The 22,037-nt window shown below is 27.4% G+C and carries 17 protein-coding genes; 12 read left to right on the top strand and 5 right to left on the bottom strand.

All coding sequences use genetic code 11. The features are described from left to right. Positions 1–98 precede the first annotated feature (98 nt). Positions 99–944, top strand: a complete 846-nt coding sequence (locus GXK56_RS04235; RefSeq protein ID WP_160685484.1) for a YitT family protein — start codon at positions 99–101, stop codon at positions 942–944. A gap of 172 nt (positions 945–1,116) precedes the next feature. Then, positions 1,117–2,259 carry a hypothetical protein gene (locus tag GXK56_RS04230; protein ID WP_160685482.1) on the top strand — a complete coding sequence of 381 codons (1,143 nt, stop codon included), beginning with the start codon at positions 1,117–1,119 and terminating at the stop codon, positions 2,257–2,259. Positions 2,260–2,374: 115 nt separating this feature from the next. Here the strand turns inward: GXK56_RS04230 and GXK56_RS04225 are convergent, their stop codons facing one another. The 5 genes from GXK56_RS04225 to GXK56_RS04205 all read right to left on the bottom strand — a co-directional run bounded on the left by GXK56_RS04225 (position 2,375) and on the right by GXK56_RS04205 (position 7,249). Next, a complete protein-coding gene (locus GXK56_RS04225; protein ID WP_160685479.1) occupies positions 2,375–2,998 on the bottom strand; it encodes a cytidylate kinase-like family protein in 624 nt (207 codons plus the stop codon). A 123-nt stretch (positions 2,999–3,121) separates the two neighbouring features. Further along, on the bottom strand, positions 3,122–3,739 hold the full coding sequence (locus tag GXK56_RS04220; protein WP_160685476.1) for a flavin reductase family protein: 618 nt from the start codon (positions 3,737–3,739) through the stop codon (positions 3,122–3,124). Positions 3,740–3,750: 11 nt separating this feature from the next. Beyond that, on the bottom strand, positions 3,751–5,064 hold the full coding sequence (locus tag GXK56_RS04215; protein ID WP_160685473.1) for a D-alanyl-D-alanine carboxypeptidase: 1,314 nt from the start codon (positions 5,062–5,064) through the stop codon (positions 3,751–3,753). Positions 5,065–5,151: 87 nt separating this feature from the next. Continuing rightward, positions 5,152–5,877, bottom strand: coding sequence for a type 1 glutamine amidotransferase (locus GXK56_RS04210; protein WP_160685470.1), 726 nt, complete (start codon positions 5,875–5,877; stop codon positions 5,152–5,154). Between the two features lie 13 nt (positions 5,878–5,890). Further along, positions 5,891–7,249: a Mur ligase family protein gene (locus GXK56_RS04205; protein ID WP_160685467.1), complete on the bottom strand. Its 1,359-nt coding sequence runs from the start codon at positions 7,247–7,249 to the stop codon at positions 5,891–5,893. A gap of 261 nt (positions 7,250–7,510) precedes the next feature. On the opposite strand from GXK56_RS04205, the gene zapA reads away from it, so the two are divergent. The 10 genes from zapA to GXK56_RS04155 all read left to right on the top strand — a co-directional run bounded on the left by zapA (position 7,511) and on the right by GXK56_RS04155 (position 22,036). Then, on the top strand, positions 7,511–10,024 hold the full coding sequence (gene zapA, locus GXK56_RS04200) for a cell division protein ZapA (RefSeq protein WP_160685465.1): 2,514 nt from the start codon (positions 7,511–7,513) through the stop codon (positions 10,022–10,024). A gap of 96 nt (positions 10,025–10,120) precedes the next feature. After that, the gene (locus GXK56_RS04195; RefSeq protein WP_160685462.1) at positions 10,121–12,481 is read left to right on the top strand and encodes a U32 family peptidase; all 2,361 of its coding nucleotides are present in this window, start codon (positions 10,121–10,123) and stop codon (positions 12,479–12,481) included. Between the two features lie 149 nt (positions 12,482–12,630). Further along, entirely contained in the window at positions 12,631–14,991 is a 2,361-nt protein-coding gene (locus GXK56_RS04190; protein ID WP_160685459.1) for an endonuclease MutS2, read from the top strand. Positions 14,992–15,222: 231 nt separating this feature from the next. After that, positions 15,223–15,960, top strand: coding sequence for a DUF523 domain-containing protein (locus tag GXK56_RS04185; protein ID WP_160685457.1), 738 nt, complete (start codon positions 15,223–15,225; stop codon positions 15,958–15,960). Between the two features lie 16 nt (positions 15,961–15,976). Beyond that, positions 15,977–16,243, top strand: a complete 267-nt coding sequence (locus GXK56_RS04180; protein ID WP_160685454.1) for a hypothetical protein — start codon at positions 15,977–15,979, stop codon at positions 16,241–16,243. Positions 16,244–16,405: 162 nt separating this feature from the next. Beyond that, positions 16,406–16,939, top strand: coding sequence for a GNAT family N-acetyltransferase (locus GXK56_RS04175; protein WP_160685451.1), 534 nt, complete (start codon positions 16,406–16,408; stop codon positions 16,937–16,939). Positions 16,940–17,194: 255 nt separating this feature from the next. Further along, the gene (locus GXK56_RS04170; protein WP_160685449.1) at positions 17,195–18,892 is read left to right on the top strand and encodes an ABC transporter ATP-binding protein; all 1,698 of its coding nucleotides are present in this window, start codon (positions 17,195–17,197) and stop codon (positions 18,890–18,892) included. Positions 18,893–19,185: 293 nt separating this feature from the next. Continuing rightward, a complete protein-coding gene (locus GXK56_RS04165; RefSeq protein WP_160685446.1) occupies positions 19,186–19,887 on the top strand; it encodes a LytTR family DNA-binding domain-containing protein in 702 nt (233 codons plus the stop codon). Between the two features lie 587 nt (positions 19,888–20,474). Further along, positions 20,475–21,215, top strand: a complete 741-nt coding sequence (locus GXK56_RS28050; RefSeq protein WP_243156006.1) for an ATP-binding protein — start codon at positions 20,475–20,477, stop codon at positions 21,213–21,215. A 35-nt stretch (positions 21,216–21,250) separates the two neighbouring features. Continuing rightward, positions 21,251–22,036 carry a YhfC family glutamic-type intramembrane protease gene (locus GXK56_RS04155; protein ID WP_160685443.1) on the top strand — a complete coding sequence of 262 codons (786 nt, stop codon included), beginning with the start codon at positions 21,251–21,253 and terminating at the stop codon, positions 22,034–22,036. The last annotated feature ends 1 nt before the right edge of the window (position 22,037 follow it).

Genomic DNA, 22,037 nt, shown 5'->3' with positions numbered 1-22,037 from the left:
TAAATATGGATTGCAGTTTTTGATTTTATATGATAGTGTATAAATTGTTTGTTTTGGTAGAAAATTTATATATTGAGAAGTCAAAAAAGGAGGATAACATGAAAAAAATATTAAAGGAATACGGAATTATAACAATAGGATTAATATTAGTACTTATATCATTTGAATTCTTTTTCTTTCCCAATAAGATAGCATCAGGAGGTGTTTCTGGGTTAGCACTTGTAATTAATAATATTTTAGGTTTTGATACAGGAATTGTAATGATTGTATGTAATGCTATTTTATTTATATTAGCATTTGTACTAATTGGAGGAAATTTCGGAATTAAAAGCATGTATGCAGCTTTTGGATTATCCTTTGCTTTATCAATTATAGAAAAAAATTATACAATCTCTGCAGTCACTAACAATTTAATGCTTGCATCTATATTTGGAAGTGTTCTTCTAGCTTTAGGATCAGCAATTATGCTGACTCAGGATGCAACAACAGGTGGAACAAGTATAACAGCAAAAATATTGAATAAATATGCTCATATTGACTTTGGAAAAGGATTGTTAATATCTGATTCTATAGTAATAATGCTTGCAATGTATACCTTTGGAACCGAATTAGCTTTATTTGGCTTGTTAAGTATTTATTTAACAGGAAATTTAATTGATAAATTCATAGATGGATTAAATATGTCAAAACAAGTTATGATATTTACAGAACAAGAGAAGCTTATTTCTGATTATATAATTAATGATATAGACAGAGGTTGCACTGTGTTTTATGGCAAAGGTGGATATACTGGGAAGCATAGCTGTATGATTTTAACCATATTAAATAGAAGTCAATTTATAAAATTAAAAAAATTTATTAAAGATAAGGACTCTGAAGCTTTTATAACAGTTAATGAAACTAGTGAAGTGTTAGGAAAAGGTTTCAAAAGCTTAAGTGAATAAAATAAAAAGAATAACTTATATAATAAATTTCCCCAAGCCCCATAAATAAAGGAGTTTAGCAATATTTACTTGTTGATTGCATCTATGTTTGCCAATTATAATTATGTAGAATGTGTATTGTAAACAGTAAGATAGTAATGAATTTTATAATGGATGTAGGGGACGTGTAAAAATGGTTTGTGATGATGAGCTACTTATAACCTATGGATTAGGATATGTTTTTGAAAAAAGTAAATTGTTAATTGTATCGGAAATAGAGGAAAAAATAGTACTAAAATATGAAATAAATATTATGGAAGAGATAAGTACTATTAATAAATTTTATGAAGAATTTAAGGCTAAATGTGCTTTGAAATTTCCCCAAAATTATGTGTCAAATATAGAAGAGGCTTTAGGGGAAAAATTATTTAGAACTATTCCTATGATAACATCAATAAAAACTAAAAATATGGATAATCAAGTTTACCTTATGGAGGAATATGCAAAAAGAGATTTAAGTCAGGTTAGGTTAGAAAAAGAAGGATATGTGAAAAAAGATTCTAATATAGTAAAACAATATTTAGATAAGTGTATGAACAACTTAGAAAAGGGAATAGAAAGTAAGATTAATTTAAAATATAATAAATTAATCTTGAAAATAATTTTAACAACAAACTTTGGAAATGATTTGAGTTATTTTATTGCTAAGCAAGGACAAGCTATAAATAAAATAAATGATGAAAAATTAGAAGAAGAAAAATTGAAAAACCACGTAAAAAATAATTTCTTAGTTAAAAGGAAATATGATGAACTTGATTTTTTGAATTTTATATTATTTATCGAAGAATGGCAAAAAAAATATTTTGCTTGGAATGAAGATTATACAAGCTTAATGTATTCAATCGATAGAAAAGGAAATAGATATAAAGAAATAAAGTCTGAATTAAAGGATTTTGTAATTCCTTTTCTAAAAGAAAAGAAATACTTATATTTTCCTTTTGGTAAATACAATGGAGAAAATATATTTATAACCTTAGATGATAAGATGTATATTAATGATGATAAAATAAATATAGATACATATACTAAACTAATGATGAGAAGTTTAAAAAAGAAAGAAAATAATTTATATGAGATTACTTCAAAAAAATATGAAAAAATTGATTTAGAATATGATAAGGAAATAGGATATCTTCTTTCATATGAAAAAGATGAAGTTTATATTTATCTAGTTGGATATGATGAAAAAAGTGAAAAAATAGAAGTTATAGACATGTTTGAAGATATAAGTCATACTATGTTTGAAATATTAAATAAATATTTTTTTGCGAATTAATAATTAGTTAGAATTTATATAATAGAAAAGCGTACTTAAAACTAAAATGCTACGAGAATAATTAATAAAAGGCATTTTTATTTAAGTACGCTCTTATTTATAAATACAGAGTTATTTATGACTCCATTCGAAGTTTAATATATTCCTTAATGTATTTAACACATTTATCAAAACCTAATTTACTAGTATCAAGTGATAAATCGTAATTTTTAACATCTTCCCATTTTCTTCCTGTATGGTAGTTGTAATAATCACTTCTATATTTGTCTAATTTCTTAATTTGTTTAATAGCTTCTTTTTCTGAAACACCAAGAATGTCCATTTCATGTTGGATACAATATTCATCTGATGCATGGATAAAGATTTTAAAAACATTTGGTTTATCTCTTAAAATGTAGTCAGCACAACGACCGATTACAACATAAGATTCACGATCGGAAAGTTCACGTAATATCTTAGCTTGGTAATTAAATAAATTAATGTCTGAAATAAAATCTCCACTTTCAGGTGGAATTAATTCACCATTATAGACATGCTTTGAAACTTTATATAATAAACTGTTTTTTACATCTTCGTCCGCATTAGCAAATAAGGCTTCATTTATACCGCTATCATCTGAAGCTAAACGTAATAACTCTTTATCATACATATTTATTCCAAAATCATTAGAAAGCATTTTTCCGATGGTTGTCCCACCACTCCCACAAGTTCTTGTTATTGCAATTACAAATTTGTCCATAAATATCCCTCCTCCATATAGTAAAATTATATCACAAATTACTATACATTATTATATATAAAATAATGCAGTAAATATTAATTATTTACTGCATTTATTATATGAAGATACTTATTAAAAAAATTAGTCTTTCTTTTTACCTTCCTTAATTTTTTCCCTACGACGTTTTTTAGTTTTTTTCTTCATAACTGAAAAACCAAAGGAACCAATAGGATTTTTTGCTAAAGGAAAATATTCTCCATGGCAATAAGCCATCATATTTGCTTTATCAAAACGGATTTTACCTTTTTCATCTATTATAGTTTCATCAACATGAGAACCTACAACTTCAGCTATGAACATATCATGAGTTCCAAGAGGAACTATATTTGTTACTTTACATTCAATATTTACAGGACACTCTTCAATGTAAGGGGTTGAAATGTTAAGGCTATCTTTTAAAGTAAATCCCATTTCAGTTATTTTATCATTCTTTTTACCAGATCTAACACCACAATAGTCTACTTTTTTTACCATATCTGAACTAGGTAAATTTACTACAAATTCCATAGATTCTTTTATATATTCATAAGATAATCTTTCAGGTCTTATGGAAATATAAAGCATAGGTGGTTTGGTATTGATAGTTCCTGTCCAACCAACTGTAAAAACATTGGTTTTACCTTCATTGTTTTTTGAAGTAATTAAAACCACAGGTACTGGATTTAAAATTACACTTCCTTTAAAATCAACTTTATTCATTTTTGTTTCTCCTAGTATCTTCTTCTTTTTCCACGGTTACTATAACGACTTTTTTTACGTTTTGCGTTTGAAGCCATATTTTTAATTAAAGCAATTAAAGTAATTATGATAGCTAAAACTACAATAGTAGAAATATATACTAATATATTTGCTTTAAGTAAGTCACCAACTGAAACTTCTACAACTCCACTAACTTCTTCAGAATAATTTCTTGTAGAATAAGTCAATTTTACATCTTTCTTAAAAAGTAAATCCCAAGCATCTAAATCTGTGCCTTTAAAGTTTAACTTTGAGTCTTCATCATTAATTGTATTTTTATAATAAGATACATCTTGACTCAATTTAACTGGCAATGATATTGTTTTTGTTGGCCCGAATGCCATAAAAGCCTTATATTGAACATCAGCATTCCCAACACTTTCTCCATTTGATTTGTACTTTGACTTAGTGGCAGCATAACTGTAATCCATAATAGCATCCATATCTTTAAATTTTGTAGTATCCGCATTATCACGTTGTTTATCTTTAAGAACTACACCTATTAGCTGTCTGCCGCTTCTTTCGTATACTGCTGCTAAACAGCCTCCAGCTTGATTTGTTATACCAGTTTTTCCAGCTATATTACCATTTTTATTCAGACCTAAATTTCTGTTTTCCAAAATTATTCTAGAATTATTTAACGTTATAGGAGCTTTTTCAAGCTGCATAGTTTCTCGTTCCCAATCATTTGCAAAAGCTGCTTTTGTTATTAAAGAAAGGTCATATGCTGTAGTATAGTGATTATCATCATGTAATCCATTAGGCGTTACAAAATTACTGCTATTAGCTCCAAGATCTTTTGCTTTTTTATTCATTAAATCAGCAAAGGCCTTAGAATCACCAGCAATATTATCTGCAATTACATATGCCGTATCATTACCTGAGAATAGTAATAAGCCTTTCATTATATCATCAGCCGAAATTTTATCTCCAACCTTCAAACTGTTTTTCATATAATTAATATTTAAAGAATATTCTGGCTGCATTTTAGCGGATTTAGTAAATTCCAGCATATCATTTTTAGATTTATTTTCAGCTAATAATAAACCTGTTAAAAGCTTAGTAGTACTAGCAGGGTATCTTTTACTATCAGCTTCTTTACAATATATTACCTCTCCAGTTTTTAAATCCATAGTAATAGCTGCTTCAGCAGTTATTTCAGGTAAGCTTTCAGCGGCAATCGCTTTTGAAGTATAATTTACTGCCTGGCTTGCTAAATTTAATGGACTGAATAAAGATAGAGAAAGTGTTAATACTAGTGCTTTTAAAATTATATTTCTTTTCAAGTGAAATCTCTCCAATTCTATTATTTCATTTCTATTAATTCAAATTCTTTCATTAATTAAATTATCTTATAATTGGTATTAATTAAATTATTTTTTTAATCTGTCAATTATAGAATTTTTCGCATTTAATTCAAATTTATCATTTAAGGAAGCTAATTTAAAATCTTCTCCATATTTTTTTTGAAGAGCAAGAGTTAAAAGCCTATCTGCAAATTCAGGATTCTTAGAAAGAAAGGAACCATGAAAATAAGAACCAAAGGTATTTTTGTATATACAACCTTCAAGTCCGTCTTCACCATTATTACCAAATCCATGGATGCACTTTCCAAGTGGAGTATGGTTGTTTATATAAGTTCTTCCTGAATGATTTTCAAAGCCTACATAAGTTTCATTGAAGGTTTCGTTGAAGATTTCAGTGTTTCCAATAAATCTATTATCTCCACCTTCAGTGTATAGATCCAAAATACCAAGGCCATCTATTCTTTCTCCATTTGGAGCAGTATAATATTTTCCTAGCAATTGATATCCACCACATATAGCAAGAAGAACTTTTCCTTCTTCAATATAGCTCTTCATAGCTTCGCCTTTTATTTCTTTTAAGTCATTGGAAACAATTGATTGTTCATAATCCTGACCGCCCCCAAAGAAAATTATATCCACATTGTCTTTATCTATAGTTTCTCCTATAGAGCAGTTGATTATATTTACATCAATGTCTCTTAGAGCTGCTCTATGTTTTAAAATAAGTACATTTCCTACATCTCCATATACATTTAATAGATCAGGATATAGGTGACAAATAGTTAATTCCATTAATTAATCCTCCTTACCACAATTTATGGATATATCCCTTTGAATGAAGATATTTTCTATAATTAATCATTGCAGTATAAGTTGCTAATATATAAACTTTTTTTGAAACTGAATTTTTTATCTTATTTGTAAGTTGTTCATAATCTTCCTCTAAGATAAATTTATTTACATCTAAACCTGCAACTTTTAATCTTACTGCCATATCATACATTCTTATTCCGGATACGAAAATATCTTCAATGTTAAGAGCTGATATCTTTTCAAAATCAACATCCCATATCCATGATACATCTCGCCCATCAGCATAATTATCATTTAACATAAATGCAGCTGAAAATTCATTTTTGTTAAGTGCAAGTGTATCTAAAGCTTGGTTATATCCAGCAGGATTTTTTACTAATATAATTTGTACATCTTTATTATCAATGGTTATTTGCTCTTGGCGTCCAAAGCTTGAACTTTGATTTTGAAGCGATGCTTTAATTACAGAATCCTCTATGCCTAATTCCTTTGCAATGGAGAAAGCACATAAACCATTATAAATGTTATAAGCGCCTGATTGGCTTATAAAAACTTCTGTATCATTGATTAAAACAGAAGAATTTTCAGCTGTTAAGTCAAAGATTTTATTTACAGCATAATTAAGCTCAGCGCGTTTATATCCACATTCAGGACAATAAAAAGAGCCTAAATGATTATAAGTTACTAAGTCATAAGAATAAGGCGCTTTACAAAATTTACAGAACTTTGCATCAGCATTTAAATCTAAAGAAGCATTTTCTTTTATAGGAGTATTAAAACCATAATAGACCACTGGATTTTTTAAGTCTAATCTTCCAAGTAAAGATTCATCTCCATTAAGTACTAATTTAGATTCAGGAACTTTATTTATTCCCTCTAGGATTTTTACTAAAGTAGTATAAACTTCTCCATATCTATCTAACTGATCTCTAAATAAATTAGTTACAGTTATTATTTCAGGAGTCAAATATTCAGTAATAAATTTAACGTTAGCTTCATCAACTTCAATTACAGCATATTGATTTTCTTTTCTTTTAAAAAAAGAATAATTTGAAATAAAGCAAGCTACAATTCCAGCATATAAATTAGCCCCTGTGCTATTGGTAATAACATTAAATTTATTTTCTTTTAATATATTATAAATCATGCTAGTAGTTGTGGTTTTTCCATTAGTACCAGTTACTAGAATTACCTTATATCCTTTACTTACAGTTTTTAAGATTGACTTATCAATTTTTAATGCTATTTTACCAGGAAAATTGCTTCCACCCTTAACAATATGTTTTGCAAGAAATGCTGTGAATCTTGATGATAAAATACTTAAAATAGATTTAATATTTATGATACTCACCGCCTAGTGTTTTTTAGAAGGATTAACATAATAAAGAAATGTTAATCACAAATTATTTATTAATCAATAAAATAATCACAATAAGTATAGCACAAAATTTGAAAACTACGAAAAATTTTTTATGGAAAATATAAATTATCGTACTTATTTTAATTGAAAAATTGAATAAAAATGGCTTCTAGTTGGGTTTACATAATTGTTTTATTAGTCAATATACCATATAATTAAAGAAATAAAGAATTTTAAGAGGTGTTATTAATTATGTTTAAGGTAACAGTTAATATAAATGGCATGAGTTATAATTTAAAAGGAGATAAAGATGAAAAATATTTGCAAGGGGTAGCAAATTTTGTTGATGGAAGAATTAAGGAAATAATTTCTAAGAAATCAGGATTAAGTACAACAGCAGCGACTGTTTTAGCAGCAGTAAATATTGCAGATGAACTTTATGAATGTGATTTAGATTTAGATAGGGTTATTAAGGAAAAAAATAGTATTGAAGATGAAAAAAATGATTTAAAGAAAACAATAGAAGAAATTAATATAAAATTAGAAGGTACTATAAAAGAAAAAGAGATTATTAAAGAAGAGTTTCATAAAAGAGAATTGGAATTAAATCAAAGATATGAAGATTCAGAAGGTACTTTTAAATCATTAATGAATCAAATAAATAATCTTAAGTCTGAAAATGAAAAGTTAAAGTCAGAAAATAAATCAATTACTGATGAAATTAAGAAGAGTAAAAATTTTAATGATACTATTAATAAAGAAATTATTGAGATTAGAGAAAAAAATAAAATCCTTTATAAAAAAATTGATGAAGCTAAAAGTAGGGAGCATAGATTAAGCAATCAGCTTCAAAAAGCTAATGAAAATATAACTCTACTAACTAATGAAGCGGCAAAGGCTAATAAAGAAAAGGAAAATTTATCATTACAATTAAATGAAGTAAATACTAAGAATTTAGATTTAAATAATGAAATTGAAAAACTTATCCAGGTGAAAACAACGTTAGATAATGAAAGTATGGCATTGAAAGAAAAGAGTTTATCAGTTGAGGAAAACTATTCAAATGTCCATAAAGAATTAAATAGAGTAAAATTACAATTGGAAGCTGAAAATATTAATAAAGAAAATATTAATAAGGAATATGAGTTATGTAAGAAAAACTTAGAAGAGTTAAAAGAAGCTTATAATAAGTGTAATGATGAACTTGAAGATTATAAGAGAAAATTAGAGGCTGAAATAAGTGAAAATAATGAAAATGCGGCTAAATTAAATTTAGAAAAAGAAGAATTAAATAAAAAAATTGAAACTTTATTATTAAGTAAGGAAGAGTTCAATAATAAAATCAATGAATTAAATGGTAATTTAGAAGATGAAAAACAAAAGGTAGATGAATTAACCAAGAAGTTAGAAGTAAGTGATTTAGAAAAAGCTGAGCTTAATAAACAACTAAATGATTTATTTGAAGAATCAGATAAGGAAATTTCATCATATAAAGAAAAAATAACTATTTTAAATAAAGAACATGAAAGCTTAACAAATCAAATTAATTTATTAAATGAGGAAAAAGAAAATTTAGAGACTGAAATCAAAAAATTCATAACTGCACAAGAGGAATTAAATATTGAAATAAATAGCATAAGTGATATTAACGATCAATTATCAGCTGAAATAGATAAATGTGAAAAAGATAAAGCTGTTTTAGAAGAAGAATTCAATCAGTTAAAGGCAGAACAATTTAATCTAAAGAATGAGAATAAAGATATTAAGACTGCCAACGAAGGGTTGTCAGCTGATATTGAAAAGTATGCTTTAGAAATAGAAGCATTGCAGGGTGAAATTAATAGATTGAATTCAGAATTGGTAAATTCAAATAATCAAATTAATAGTTTGAAAGTAATTAATGATGAATTATCAAGTGAAATAGAAATATTCCTTATGGAAAAAGAAGAACTAGAAAAAGTAATAAATGGATTGAAGGAAGAAAAGAATATTTTAAATAATGATATTAATAATTTCAAAGAATTAAATCAAAAATTATCAAAGGAATTAGAAGAATATGCTTTAGAAAAAGAAGCTCTTGAAGACGATATCTTTAAATTAAATACTGATCAAGAGACTTTAAATCATGAGATTAATAATATGAAAGTTAATAATGCTGAGTTATTAAAGGAAATTGAAAAAGCAGATAGAGAAAAAGAAGTACTTAGGGAAGAATTGGATATTACAAGAAGCGGTAATGAAAGCTTAAAGGAAGAATTGGCTAAGACTAAGAAAGATAAAGAGGAACAAATTAATTTTAAGGCTCAAGAAATAGAAAAATTAAATAAATCTATAGAAGCTTTAGAGATTGAGTTGAAAAGAACAAGGGAAGAGCTAAACAGCAGAGAACGTGCAGTAGCAAGATTGGAAAAAGAATTAGATGATAAGGAAGGAATTTTCTTAAATCTAAAACGACAAATTGAAGCTAAGGAAGGCAGCTTAAAATCTATAAATCAAGAAATAGAAAATAGAAATAATGAGTTGTTTGAGTTAAAAGAAGAATTAAACAGCAATAAAACAGTAATTGATGAATTAAAAGAAAAGATTTCAAATATTTCTAGTGAAAAACAAGAAATAGAAAAAGAAAATGATAAACTTAATCAGGAAAGCAGAACTTTTCAACATAAAGTATTTGAATTACAAGCTAAAATAATAGATACAGAAATAGAAATTGCAAAGATAAAAAAGCAACAAGTTGGTCCAATAGTTAAAAAGAAACAAATGTAGAAAAAGAATATGAAATAGTTTATATTTATTTCATATGTGAGATTAAAAATTTTGAAGAATAAAATGTAGTATTTTTATTCTCACTTAGGAGGAAAAATGAATAAAATTGAATTATTAGCTCCAGCAGGAAGCATGGATAGTCTTATTGCAGCTATTAATAATGGAGCAGATGCAATATATTTAGGAGGAAATAAGTTTTCAGCAAGAGCTTATGCTTCAAATTTTGATAATGAAACTATGATGAAGGCTGTAGATTATGCACATAGTTATAAGGTGAAGGTATATGTTACTATAAATACTGCATTAAAACAAAGTGAAATAAAGGAAGCATTAAAATATGCAGGGTATCTTTATGAAATTGGAGTAGATGCATTAATAATTCAGGATGTCGGATTAATAAATTTAATTAGAGATGTATATCCAGATTTTGAACTTCATGCATCAACTCAAATGACAATACATAATGGAGAAGGGGCTTTATATTTTAGAGAAAAAGGCCTTCAAAGAATAGTATTATCAAGGGAATTAACATTAGAAGAAATTAAATATATATCTAAAGATTTAGGTATTGAAACAGAAATCTTTGTGCATGGTGCTTTATGTGTTTGCTATTCAGGACAATGCTTAATGAGTTCAATGATTGGTGGCAGAAGTGGAAATAGAGGGCGTTGTGCACAACCTTGTAGAATGCAGTACACAATTAAAGGAGAAATTTCTGGAGAAAAGAAAGGATATCTTTTAAGCCCTAAGGATACTTGCTTAATTGATGACGTTGAGGGAATTATAAAAAGTGGAACTTCGTCATTGAAAGTCGAAGGTAGAATGAAAAAACCTGAATATGTAGCTGGTGTTACGAGAAATTATAGAAAAGCTATTGATAAGGCTTTGAAGGTTGGAAAATTTGATTTAAATAAAGGAAGAAATGAATTAGCTCAATTATTTAATAGGGAAGGTTTTGCAAAAGCCTATTTATATAAAAATGTAGGGAAAGATATGATGAGCTATAATTATCCTAAAAATACAGGGGTTTTCATAGGTCAGGTAACAAATAACGGAGAAGTTAAATTAGAGGAAAAAGTTGCTTTAGGTGATGGTATTAGATTTCTTGATGATGGATTTACTTTAAGTAAGATTTTAAAAAACAACAAAGAAGTTAAGGAAGCTTTTAAAGGGGATACTGTTAAATTATTTCCTACAGGTGGATATAAAAAAGGATATAAATTATATAAAATGTCTGACAAAATTTTATATGATGAGTTAAAAGAAGATGTGAAACCTTATAAAAGAAAGCTTGATTTAACAGGAGAAGTTGAGTTTAAAGTAAATGCGCCACTTGTAATCAAAACTAAATTTAATGGTAAAGAATATAAGGTTTTTGGAGATACTGTTGAAGCTGCTACTAATACGCCTTTAACAAGACAGCGAGTAGAAGAAGCTTTAAAGAAATCAGGAGAAATTCCTTATAAATTTAATACCATACTTTTTGATGACTTTGAAGATGGGTTTATAAGAATAGCAGCAATAAATAATTTAAGAAGAGAATTATTTGAGAAAATTCTAAAAGAAGAAACTAGTTCTAAAAGAAGAAAAAGAATTGAAGAGGAACTTAAAACTAAAAAGATAAAGTCGAAAGAAGATTTAGGGTATATTTATAGTTGTACTTCAAAAGATCAGCTTAAAGCATTAGTTGAAGAGAAGAAGGTTAAAAATATAGCTTTAGATATATCATATAGCAGACATAAGCATAGATTAAATAAAGATGATTTAAAGAAACTTTATAGCGATTTAAAGGATATAAATATATACTTAAAGATTCCTGGTATAGTTAAAGGAGAATTTAATAATACTGTTAAACTTATAGATGAATTGATGCCTTATATTAAGGGAATAATAACTGCAAATGTTGGAATAATTAGAATTTATAAAGATAAACTATTCATAATAGGCGATTATAAATTAAATATTTACAATAAAGAAGCAGCAGAATTTTATGCAGAAGATATAGATCTTCCATCAATAAGTTTAGAATTAAATAGAAAAGAAATAAAGGAAATGATCAAGGACATTAACTGTAATGTGGGTATGAATATTTATGGAAGTACTGAACTTATGGTAAGTGAATATTGTCCTGTGGGAAGTACTTTTGGAGGAAAATCTTCTAAAAAGGAATGTAATGGAATATGCATGAAGGATAGTTTTGAGCTTGTAGATAGAATGAATGAAATCTTTAAAGTTATAACCGATAACAATTGTAGAAGTTATATATTAAATTCAATACCTACAAATTTAATTGAACAGTTGGAGGAATTAAAGTCTTTTAACATTAGTAATTTTAGAGTAGACTTTAAAGATGAAAGCTATGAAGATGTTAAAGATATTTTAGAACAAATATCTTATGGCAGAAAAAATGAAAATAAGAAATATACTCAAGGTCATTATAGACGAGGAGTTGAATAACAGTTAGCAGTTAAAAGTTAACAGTTAACAGTTTGGAAGAAAAATTATAATTTCCTGGAAAATTAATATATTAAATCTTACAAGGATTTAATTCTCAACTGTTAACTGTAAATTGTGCACTGTTAACTGATCTTGAAGGGTGTGTTAAAATGAATGAACGTTCTCTAAGAGTATTAGAGTTTAATAAAATTAAAGAAAGAATTAAGAAATATGCTAGAACCAATGCAGGAAAAGCAATGATTGATGCTTTGGAACCTTATGATAATGTATATGAAATAAATAATAAGCTTGAAGAAACAAATGAAGCGCTTGAAATTTTGATTACCAAAGGTAATCCTCCTTTTGAAGGCTTATCTGATGCAGAAGAATGTATAGAAAGAGCAAAAAAAGGTGGGACTTTAACTCCAGCACAATTGTTAAAGGTTGGAGGAATGCTTAGAGCAACTAGAACAATGAAGGAATTCTTCAAGAGAGAGGAAGTTGAAAGAGCGTTTCCAAGACTTGAAGATTTAGCATATATATTGGTTCCAATAAAATCTTTAGAAGAAGAAATAGAAAGGGCTATAATATCAGAAGATGAAATTAGCGATAAAGCAAGTTCAACTTTACACAATATAAGAAGAAGCCTTAAAGAAAAAAACTCTTCCATAAGAGAAAAAATAAGTTCTATAGTTAGAAGTAATTCAAAGTATTTACAAGATGATTTATATACTATGAGAGGCGATAGATATGTAATTCCTGTAAAATCAGAATACAAGAGTCAGGTACCTGGTCTTGTACATGATCAAAGTTCAACAGGGGCTACATTTTTTATTGAGCCTATGAGCTTAGTAAATTTAAATAACGAAATAAGAGAATTATACTTAAAAGAAAAAGCTGAAATAGATAGAATATTATCAGAACTTTCAGGAAAGGTTAAAATAAATGGGGAACAATGCTCAAGTAATATAAAAATACTTGTTGAACTTGATTTTATATTTGCTAAAGGAAAATATGCATCTTCACTAAATGCAGTAAAACCTATCCTTAGAGAAGATGGTATATTTAGTATACTATCAGGGAGACATCCTTTAATAGAAGCAGATAAGGTTGTTCCATCAGATATTTATCTAGGAGAAGAATTTCAAACTTTAATGATTACAGGTCCTAATACAGGTGGTAAGACTGTTACTATTAAAACAGTAGGGCTTCTTCATATTATGGGGTTAAGTGGACTTTTAATTCCTGCTCGTGATAATTCATCTATAGCCTTTTTCACTGAAATATTTGCAGATATAGGTGATGAACAAAGTATTGAACAAAGTTTATCTACATTTTCATCTCATATGACTAATATAGTTAATATTATGAGATATGTAGATGATAAGTCATTAGTTCTTTTTGATGAACTAGGAGCAGGGACAGATCCAGCAGAAGGTGCTGCACTTGCCGTATCTATTTTAGAGACTTTAAGAAATAGAGGTGCAAAATTAATTGCAACAACTCACTATAGTGAACTTAAAGCTTATGCATTAAAAACAGAGGGGGTTGAAAATGCTTCTGTTGAATTTGATATAGAAACTTTAAGACCAACTTATAGACTTTTAATTGGTGTTCCAGGAAAATCTAATGCCTTTGAAATTTCAAAGAGATTAGGTCTTGTTGAAGGTGTAATAAAGAGAGCTAAAGAATATATGTCAGAAGAAAATCTTCAGTTTGAAAATTTAATTCGTGAACTTCAAGAAAAAAGCATTATAGCAAAGCAAGAAGCTAGAGAAGCTAAAAAGATAAAGCAGGAAGCAGAAGAACTTAAGAAGAGCTTTGAGGAAAAGCTTGAAAGGCTTGAAAAGACAAGAGAAAAAGCATATATGGATGCAAGAAAAGAAGCAAAAGAAATTATTGCTAATGCAAAAGATGAAGCTGATGATATTTTAAAAGCCATGAGGGAGCTTGAAAAGCTGGGAATAGAAAGCGGTGGAAGGCAAAGACTTGAAGAAGAACGAAAAAAACTTAGAGAAAGCCTTGAAAGTAAAGAAAGAGGCTTACATAATATGAAGGAAAATGATGGAGAAGTTTTAACTAAAGTAACTCTAGGAATGGAAGCTTTCTTACCATCTCTAAATCAAAAGGTAATAGTAGTATCAATGCCAGACAGCAAGGGTGAAGTTCAAGTTGAAGCCGGAATAATGAAAATCAGCGTTAAATTAAAAGATTTAAGAAAAACTCAGCAGACAAAAGAAGAAAAGGTAAGACGAAAGAGAGAAGTAAAGCTTAATTTAAGTTCAATAGAATCAAGAGTTGATTTAAGAGGCTTAGATGCAGAAGATGCATGTTATAAAGCAGATAAATATTTAGATGATGCTTATAGAGCTAACCTAGGAGAAGTAACTATAGTCCATGGTAAAGGAACAGGAGTGCTTAGAAAGGCAATAAATGATATGCTTAAGAGACATCCTCATGTTAAATCATATAGATTAGGTGCATATGGTGAAGGTGGAGATGGAGTTACCATGGTAGAACTAAAAGCGTAAACCAGTTAGCAGTTAACAGTGCACAGTTAGCAGTTAAGGATGAAGCTCACTTTGATAGTTAGAATAACCAAATCAAAGATGCCCATAGGGAAAGTTCGAGAAACCAAATACAAGATTTAGACTCTCATTTTTGGGTTTTTACTTTTTACCACGTACATTCTTAAATTATATAAAACATGTTCTAACAACTGTTAATTGTTAACTGTAAACTGAAATAATCGGGGTGATTTTATGTACATAATAAGTGCATGTTTGTGTGGCGTTAATTGTAGATATGATGGAAAAAATGGTGCAAATGAACGCTGTTTAAAATTATTTAGAGAAGGAAGGGCAGTATTAGTCTGTCCAGAACAATTAGGTGGATTACCTACACCAAGAAATCCAGTGGAGCTAAGTGGATTAGCGGAGGCGGTAATAAATGGAGATGCAAAAGCCATTAATTCAAAAGGTGAAGATGTAACTAATCAGTTCGTAAAAGGAGCTTATGAAACATTAAATATAGCAAGGGAACTTGGAGCAACAAAAGCTATATTAAAAGAAGGTAGTCCTTCATGTGGTTGTAATCAGATTTATGACGGAACTTTTTCTGGCAATAAGATTAAAGGAAAAGGAATAACAGCTTATCTTTTAGAAAAAGAGGGGATAACTGTATTTTCAGATGAAGACTTGGAAGTAAATAATAATAAGCTTGTATACCTAAATGAATTCGATAGGGAAAGGGCAAAAAAGAGAAAACAGTTTGAGCTTGAAGAGGAAATGGAAGAAGGAGATGAATACTTTGATTTAACCGAAAATCTATCAGAGATGTCAGACCTTCCACCAAAGGTTGAGGAAAATGTTAAGAAGCTTATGATTTCATTAGCTCATGATCTAATGGGATTTGAAGAATTAGATGAAATTGCAGAGGCAACGGGCTTGAGTATTGAAGAAGTAAAAGAAATATTAGCAGATGACGATGATGAAGAATAAAAGGGGATTTTTTAGATTGAATATGGAATTAAGTATACAAGAAAAAGAAATTAAAACTAAAGAGTTATTTTTAAAGTTATTTCAAGAAAATGGTGTTTCAATAGAGGAATTAAAAGAAGCTATTTGTCAATCATATATAGATGAAGGTTTTCTTTGTGAAACATTTGATGATATTCCACTAGAAGAAATGGAAACTGCAATATTAGACTGCTATGAAGCAGGTGGTTTAAGTTTTAAAAATATGGATGAGGTATTTGCTCACGATTTTAATGAAGAAGATTAAAAAGTTAAGTATACAAATAAATTAATATTCTTAATAAAGGGTACCTTTGTGTTTGCGCAGGGAATCCTTTATTTTATATGTTAATAATCTTGAAATATGAATGCTTGATTTAAATACAGTTGTAAGAAGAAAATATTTAATAAATTAATTGGAGTGAAAAAAATGGACAAGTTAAGTTTAAAGAAGTTCAATTATTCTGATTTTAATAATTTTTTTGAGTTAATGAAGGAAGCTTTTCCAAGTATAGAAAGGCGAAATTATGAGGATCAAAAGGAACTTCTTCATAAATTAGAATATGAAATAATAGTGAATAAAAATGAAGAAAAAAGCATAAATGCTTTTTTAGCAAATTGGAAATTTAATGAGTTTAACTTTATTGAACATTTTGCGGTAGCAAACGAGTTAAGAGGACATGGAATAGGAAGTTTAATGTTAAAAGATTACTTAAATAAATCTAATAAGTTGATATTTTTAGAAGTAGAGCTTCCGCAAGATAAAATATCCATGAGAAGAATTAAATTTTACGAGAGACTTGGATTTTATTTAAATGACTTTCATTATTTACAACCTCCTATGCAAAAGCAACATGATTTTTTGCCTCTTAAGGTTATGAGTTATCCAAGAACAGTTGATAATTCAGAATTTATAAAGTTTAAAAATATTGTTTATGATAAAGTATATAAGGTTAATACATAGATGCTGATTATATAATGGTAAAGGCAGTATAAAAAAACTTGATTATGGATGTAATGATTATTATACTTAAAAGGGCAAGGCTTTTACAAAGGTGCTTGTGAAGGGACGTGAATTAAGTGGTGAGATTTAAACGAGATAACTGCTCAGTACAGTTGAATAATCTGTGAGCAGATTGTACTGAGATTAAAAGAATGTGCTTACAGTATCAACTGTACTGATTTTTAATTATATATTAAAAATTAGAGGAGTGCAGTTATGAAACACAATTTAGAAATTTTAAAAAATAAAAAAGTATTAACTACAATTTATATATTACTCGGAATAGCTTTGGCTTTATTGAATTCTTTTAGTGCCAGCTATTTTCAAAAGGTTTTAGATGATTTTAGTTCCAACAAATTATCAATAACAACACTATTGATTTATGGTTTTGTTTTATTGATAATTTGTGGATTAAATTATATTGATGAATATCCAGGTTGTAAATTATCTGAAAGCATATTTTTAGGTTTTAAACTTAAAGCACTAAAAAAAATGAGCACAATAGATTATAAATATTATCAAGCTTTGGGAACAGGAAATCTTGTTCAAAAAATTGAATCAGGAGCCAATGCAGGTAAGAGTATATTGTTTGATTTTTATTTTAAATCACTTAGGGAATTGATTCCAAGCATATTTTTTAGCTTAATATTTATAGCAAACATTGATAAAAACATTATGATTTATATTGGAATTGGTTATATATTTGTTTTTATAATAACAAATATGTTACTTAAATATTTGTATAATATTAAAGCTCATATTTTAAATAATGAAGAAATTTTTAATAAGTATGTAGTCCGTGGATTTATGGAATTAGTTGTTTTTAGAACTAACAAAAGATTTCATTCTGAGATAGAAAAAGCAGAAGATACATCAAGGAACATTGTAAATTCAAAAACGAAAATGAAGATGATTCATGAAGCATTTTTTGCTATTTTTGCATTATTTATTACAATTATCAAAGTAATCATAATATTTATAAGCTGGAAGGGGAATACATTGTCAGCAGGAGCTGTAGTTGCATTAATTACTTTAATTGATAAGGCTTATTCACCTGTTGCAATATTCAATGTGTTGTTTGTTCAATATAAATTAGATAGAAGTGCTTTCAAGAGATATACAGATTTATTAGATATGCCAGATGATGTTAAATTACATTCAGGCAAAAAAATAAATTCTATGGAAGTTCAAGGAAATATATCTTTTGATAAAGTTTGTTTTTCTTATGACGGTAAGAAGGTTTTCGAGGAGTTATCATTTAAAATCAAAGCAGGAAGTTCAGTGGCGTTTGTAGGAGAAAGCGGCTCTGGAAAATCGACTATTGTTAAGCAAATAATAGGTTTACTTAAAGCTGATAAAGGCAATATTTATGTAGACACAAATAATTTAGCAGAAGTTAATTTGAATGACTTTTATGAGTATGTTTCTTATACTTCACAAGAAGCTCCTATTTTTGATGGAAACTTGCGAGAAAACATTGTTTTTGACAAAGATATTTCTGATAATGAAGTTGTAGCCGCATTAAAAAGTGTTGGTCTATCATCTTTTTATTCTTCACTACCTAAAGGACTTGATACAGAAGTTGGAGAAAAAGGTATCATGCTTTCTGGAGGAGAACGCCAAAGACTGGCCTTGGCTAGAGTCTTTTTTGGAGAAGCAAAAATTATTATATTAGATGAAGCTACTTCAGCTATGGACAATGTTACAGAAGAATTAGTAATGAAAAATGTTATGACGCAATTAAAGAATAAAACAATTATAACAATAGCGCATCGTTTAAATACAATAAAAGAGTATGAAAAAATTTACGTATTCAAAAAAGGAAAAATTGTTGGGGAAGGTAATTTTGAGGGATTGTTAGAAAGTAATCAATATTTTCAACAATTGTGGAGTACTTCAATAGAAAATTGTTAATAATGTCAGACATAAAATTTTGAGTTTTTTAATAAATATAGGAATTAAGTACAACGAAATAAGAAATTAATTGATAGCACCTACGAATCAATCGTAGGTGTTTTTATTATGAATAAAATACAAATTAAAAAGTAGATAGAAAAATAATTTCACTAATACTTTATATGTATTTTGAGCAAAAAAACTGTATCTTATGAAAGTTATATTGTAAATATTTTTTGCCAATTATATAATTAGCATGTCCTAGGAAATCTGCAAAATTAAATAAGTTTAGAATAATATGGAGAAGTGTTATGTTGAATATAGCAATATGTGATGACGATCTTAATATTGTAAAGCAAATGAAAAACTTACTGGAAGCATATGAAAAAGTAAAATTTACAATTAGTATATATAATAGCGGAGAAGAATTATTAAAAATAAAAAATAAGTTTGATGTTATATTTTTAGATATTGATATGTCTGGAATTAATGGGATTGAAACAGCAAGAGAAATAAGAAATTATGATAAGAATGTAAAAATAATTTATGTGACTAATTTTACTGATTATATTAACTTAGCTTTTTCAGTTCATGCTTTTGGATATTTAAATAAGCCAGTTAAAAAAGAAGAAATATATAAGCAGTTAGATGAAGTTATTTCATATGGAACAAACGAAAAGGAAGAAACTTTAATTGAATTTATAACTGAAGAGGGAATAATGAGATTATCACCAAAAGACATTTATTTCTTTGAATATTTAAATCGCAAGGTTAAACTAAAAGCATTAAATAAGACCTATATTTTAAAAGAAAAAATAACAACTGTTGCAGATTTTATGAGTAGATATGGCTTTTTAATGCCTCATAAGAGTTTTACAGTCAATTTATTCTATGTAAAATCTATAAAAGGTTATGATATTTATATGATGGATGGAAGTATTATTCCTCTTTCTCAAAAGAAATCAGCAGAATTTAGGGAACAGCTTAATATATTTTTAGAAAATCATATTTAAATATAAAAATCAGGAGGCAGCTATGTTTGATAATCCAATTTCAGTATTTAGTCAGATAATTTCAGTTCTGCTTGGTTTCCTATCAACTTATATTATTTTTGATTTTATGAGTAAGTTAGGTAGAACTATATATTACAAAAAATACATATATATTAGCTTATATTGCATTCACCTTAGTTCTTTTTGGAATTAATATATATGGTAATTCCTTAATAAATATAATAGCAAGTCTTGGGGGAACAATAATTATTGGACACTTTTTGTATAATAATAATAAAATACATATTTTATATTATAGTATATTTATTTTGTTTTTGTGTTGTTTTCAAATTGTAATAAGTATTTTATTACAATTAGTTTATAAAGTATTTAACATTAATTTTGCTAATTTAGATTTTTATATAATTACAGGTTCAATTGTTACCCAGTTTGCAAATTTAAGTGTCTCTAGATTGTTTATTATTTGGTTTAAGAATAGGAAAATTGAAAAGATTACTCCAGTGCAATATTTAATCTTTTTAATTCTTCCAGCCTTCAGTATTTTTTATATTATGACTTTAATAATATATGTTCAAATTTATGCTTCAATGGAAGAAATTATTTTGCTTATAGTAAACTTAATATTTATTATTGTTTTAAATTTGTATATTACTAATATTTTTGAATCAATATCAAAAAATAATATATTAAAAAATGAAATAGCACTTTATGAACAGAAGTCTAAGATGCAATATGAATACTATAATAATTTGGAAAAGAAGTATAAGAATTCACGGAAGGTGATTCATGATATGAAGAATCATCTCCAATCAATTGAGCAGCTGTATAACTTAAAGGAAAATCATATTGCCAGTGAGTATGCAAAAGATATGTATGAAATGCTAGAAGAGTTAGGTCAAAAATACTATACGAATAATAAGGTTTTAAATATTATTGTAAATGACCAGGCTCAAAAGGCAGAACTTTTAGATATTAAATTAAAATGCCAGATAGGAGATATAAATTTAGATTTTATAAAGGATATTGATTTAACAACGATTTTTGCTAATTTATTTGATAATGCAAGAGAAGCTTGTATAGAAGTTAAAGATGACAAGTTAATTAATTTTAAGGTTGATAAGTTTAATGAATTTATTGTTATTAATTTAAGTAATACAATTAATGAAATACCTAAGGAAAATAAAAATGGAATTATATCTAAAAAGAAAAATCATGAAGGTATTGGATTGGTTAATGTTAAAAAAGCTTTAGAAAAATATGAAGGTAATATGAGAATATATTATGATCAAAAGCTATTTAAAGTCAATATTGTAATTCCAATAGTTTAAATTATTATTTAATATTTATAAAAGGATGTGACTAGATGAAAGATACATCGTTAATTGTTTGTTTTATAATTAATATTATTATATGTTTTGGAATTCCTATAGGGGCACTTACTTATTTTATAGTAACTAAAAAGAAAGTGGTGAAATCATTTTTCATTGGAATGGGAGTGTTTTTATTTTTTCAAGTGTTCACAAGAATTCCTATAATACAACTCGTTTTACCTAAAATGGCTTGGTACAATGTAATGTCTATATCTAATCCTATATTATATGGATTATTTTTAGGAATAACAGCAGGGATATTTGAAGAAGTAGGAAGATTTTTAGGTTTTAAAATAGGATTGAAAAATAATAGAAGTTGGATTGATGGAATTGCTTTTGGATTTGGTCATGGGGGCATAGAGGCAATGGTGCTTACGGGCACTTCATCTATAAGTAATTTAGTGATTTTAATAGGAATGAATAATGGAACTTTTGATGCAAGTAAATTAGGCATGAGTGAAGAAAGCCTAAGAGCCTTATTCAATAGCACAGGTAGTATGATTATATTACTTGGAGGTATTGAAAGAATTTTTGCAATTACAATTCAAATTGCACTAACTTTGTTAGTTTTATATGGAATTAGAAAGAGAAAACTAATATATCTAGGAATGGCTATATTAATGCATACTATTATTGATTCACCAGTAATAATATTTCCAAAAGTTTTTGGTATGGGAATGCTAGGATTAGAAGTTTTTGTTGGAATATCAGCTATTGTAGCTATGATATTTATTATTAAATCAAAAGGATTATTTAATAAGTTAGAAGAGGAGATTTAAA

The organism is Clostridium sp. C2-6-12, from assembly GCF_009928485.1.
Classification (GTDB): Bacteria; Bacillota; Clostridia; order Clostridiales; family Clostridiaceae; genus Clostridium.
The sequence above is the reverse complement of the archived record's forward strand: the minus strand, read 5'-3'. Positions and strand labels throughout refer to the sequence as shown.

Coding starts and splice junctions, on each gene's coding strand:
- GXK56_RS04235 (WP_160685484.1), top strand. CDS start 99: ATGAAAAAAATATTAAAGGAATACGGAATTATAACAATAGGATTAATA.
- GXK56_RS04230 (WP_160685482.1), top strand. CDS start 1,117: ATGGTTTGTGATGATGAGCTACTTATAACCTATGGATTAGGATATGTT.
- GXK56_RS04225 (WP_160685479.1), bottom strand. CDS start 2,998: ATGGACAAATTTGTAATTGCAATAACAAGAACTTGTGGGAGTGGTGGG.
- GXK56_RS04220 (WP_160685476.1), bottom strand. CDS start 3,739: ATGAATAAAGTTGATTTTAAAGGAAGTGTAATTTTAAATCCAGTACCT.
- GXK56_RS04210 (WP_160685470.1), bottom strand. CDS start 5,877: ATGGAATTAACTATTTGTCACCTATATCCTGATCTATTAAATGTATAT.
- zapA (WP_160685465.1), top strand. CDS start 7,511: ATGTTTAAGGTAACAGTTAATATAAATGGCATGAGTTATAATTTAAAA.
- GXK56_RS04195 (WP_160685462.1), top strand. CDS start 10,121: ATGAATAAAATTGAATTATTAGCTCCAGCAGGAAGCATGGATAGTCTT.
- GXK56_RS04190 (WP_160685459.1), top strand. CDS start 12,631: ATGAATGAACGTTCTCTAAGAGTATTAGAGTTTAATAAAATTAAAGAA.
- GXK56_RS04185 (WP_160685457.1), top strand. CDS start 15,223: ATGTACATAATAAGTGCATGTTTGTGTGGCGTTAATTGTAGATATGAT.
- GXK56_RS04175 (WP_160685451.1), top strand. CDS start 16,406: ATGGACAAGTTAAGTTTAAAGAAGTTCAATTATTCTGATTTTAATAAT.
- GXK56_RS04170 (WP_160685449.1), top strand. CDS start 17,195: ATGAAACACAATTTAGAAATTTTAAAAAATAAAAAAGTATTAACTACA.
- GXK56_RS04165 (WP_160685446.1), top strand. CDS start 19,186: ATGTTGAATATAGCAATATGTGATGACGATCTTAATATTGTAAAGCAA.
- GXK56_RS28050 (WP_243156006.1), top strand. CDS start 20,475: ATGGAAGAAATTATTTTGCTTATAGTAAACTTAATATTTATTATTGTT.
- GXK56_RS04155 (WP_160685443.1), top strand. CDS start 21,251: ATGAAAGATACATCGTTAATTGTTTGTTTTATAATTAATATTATTATA.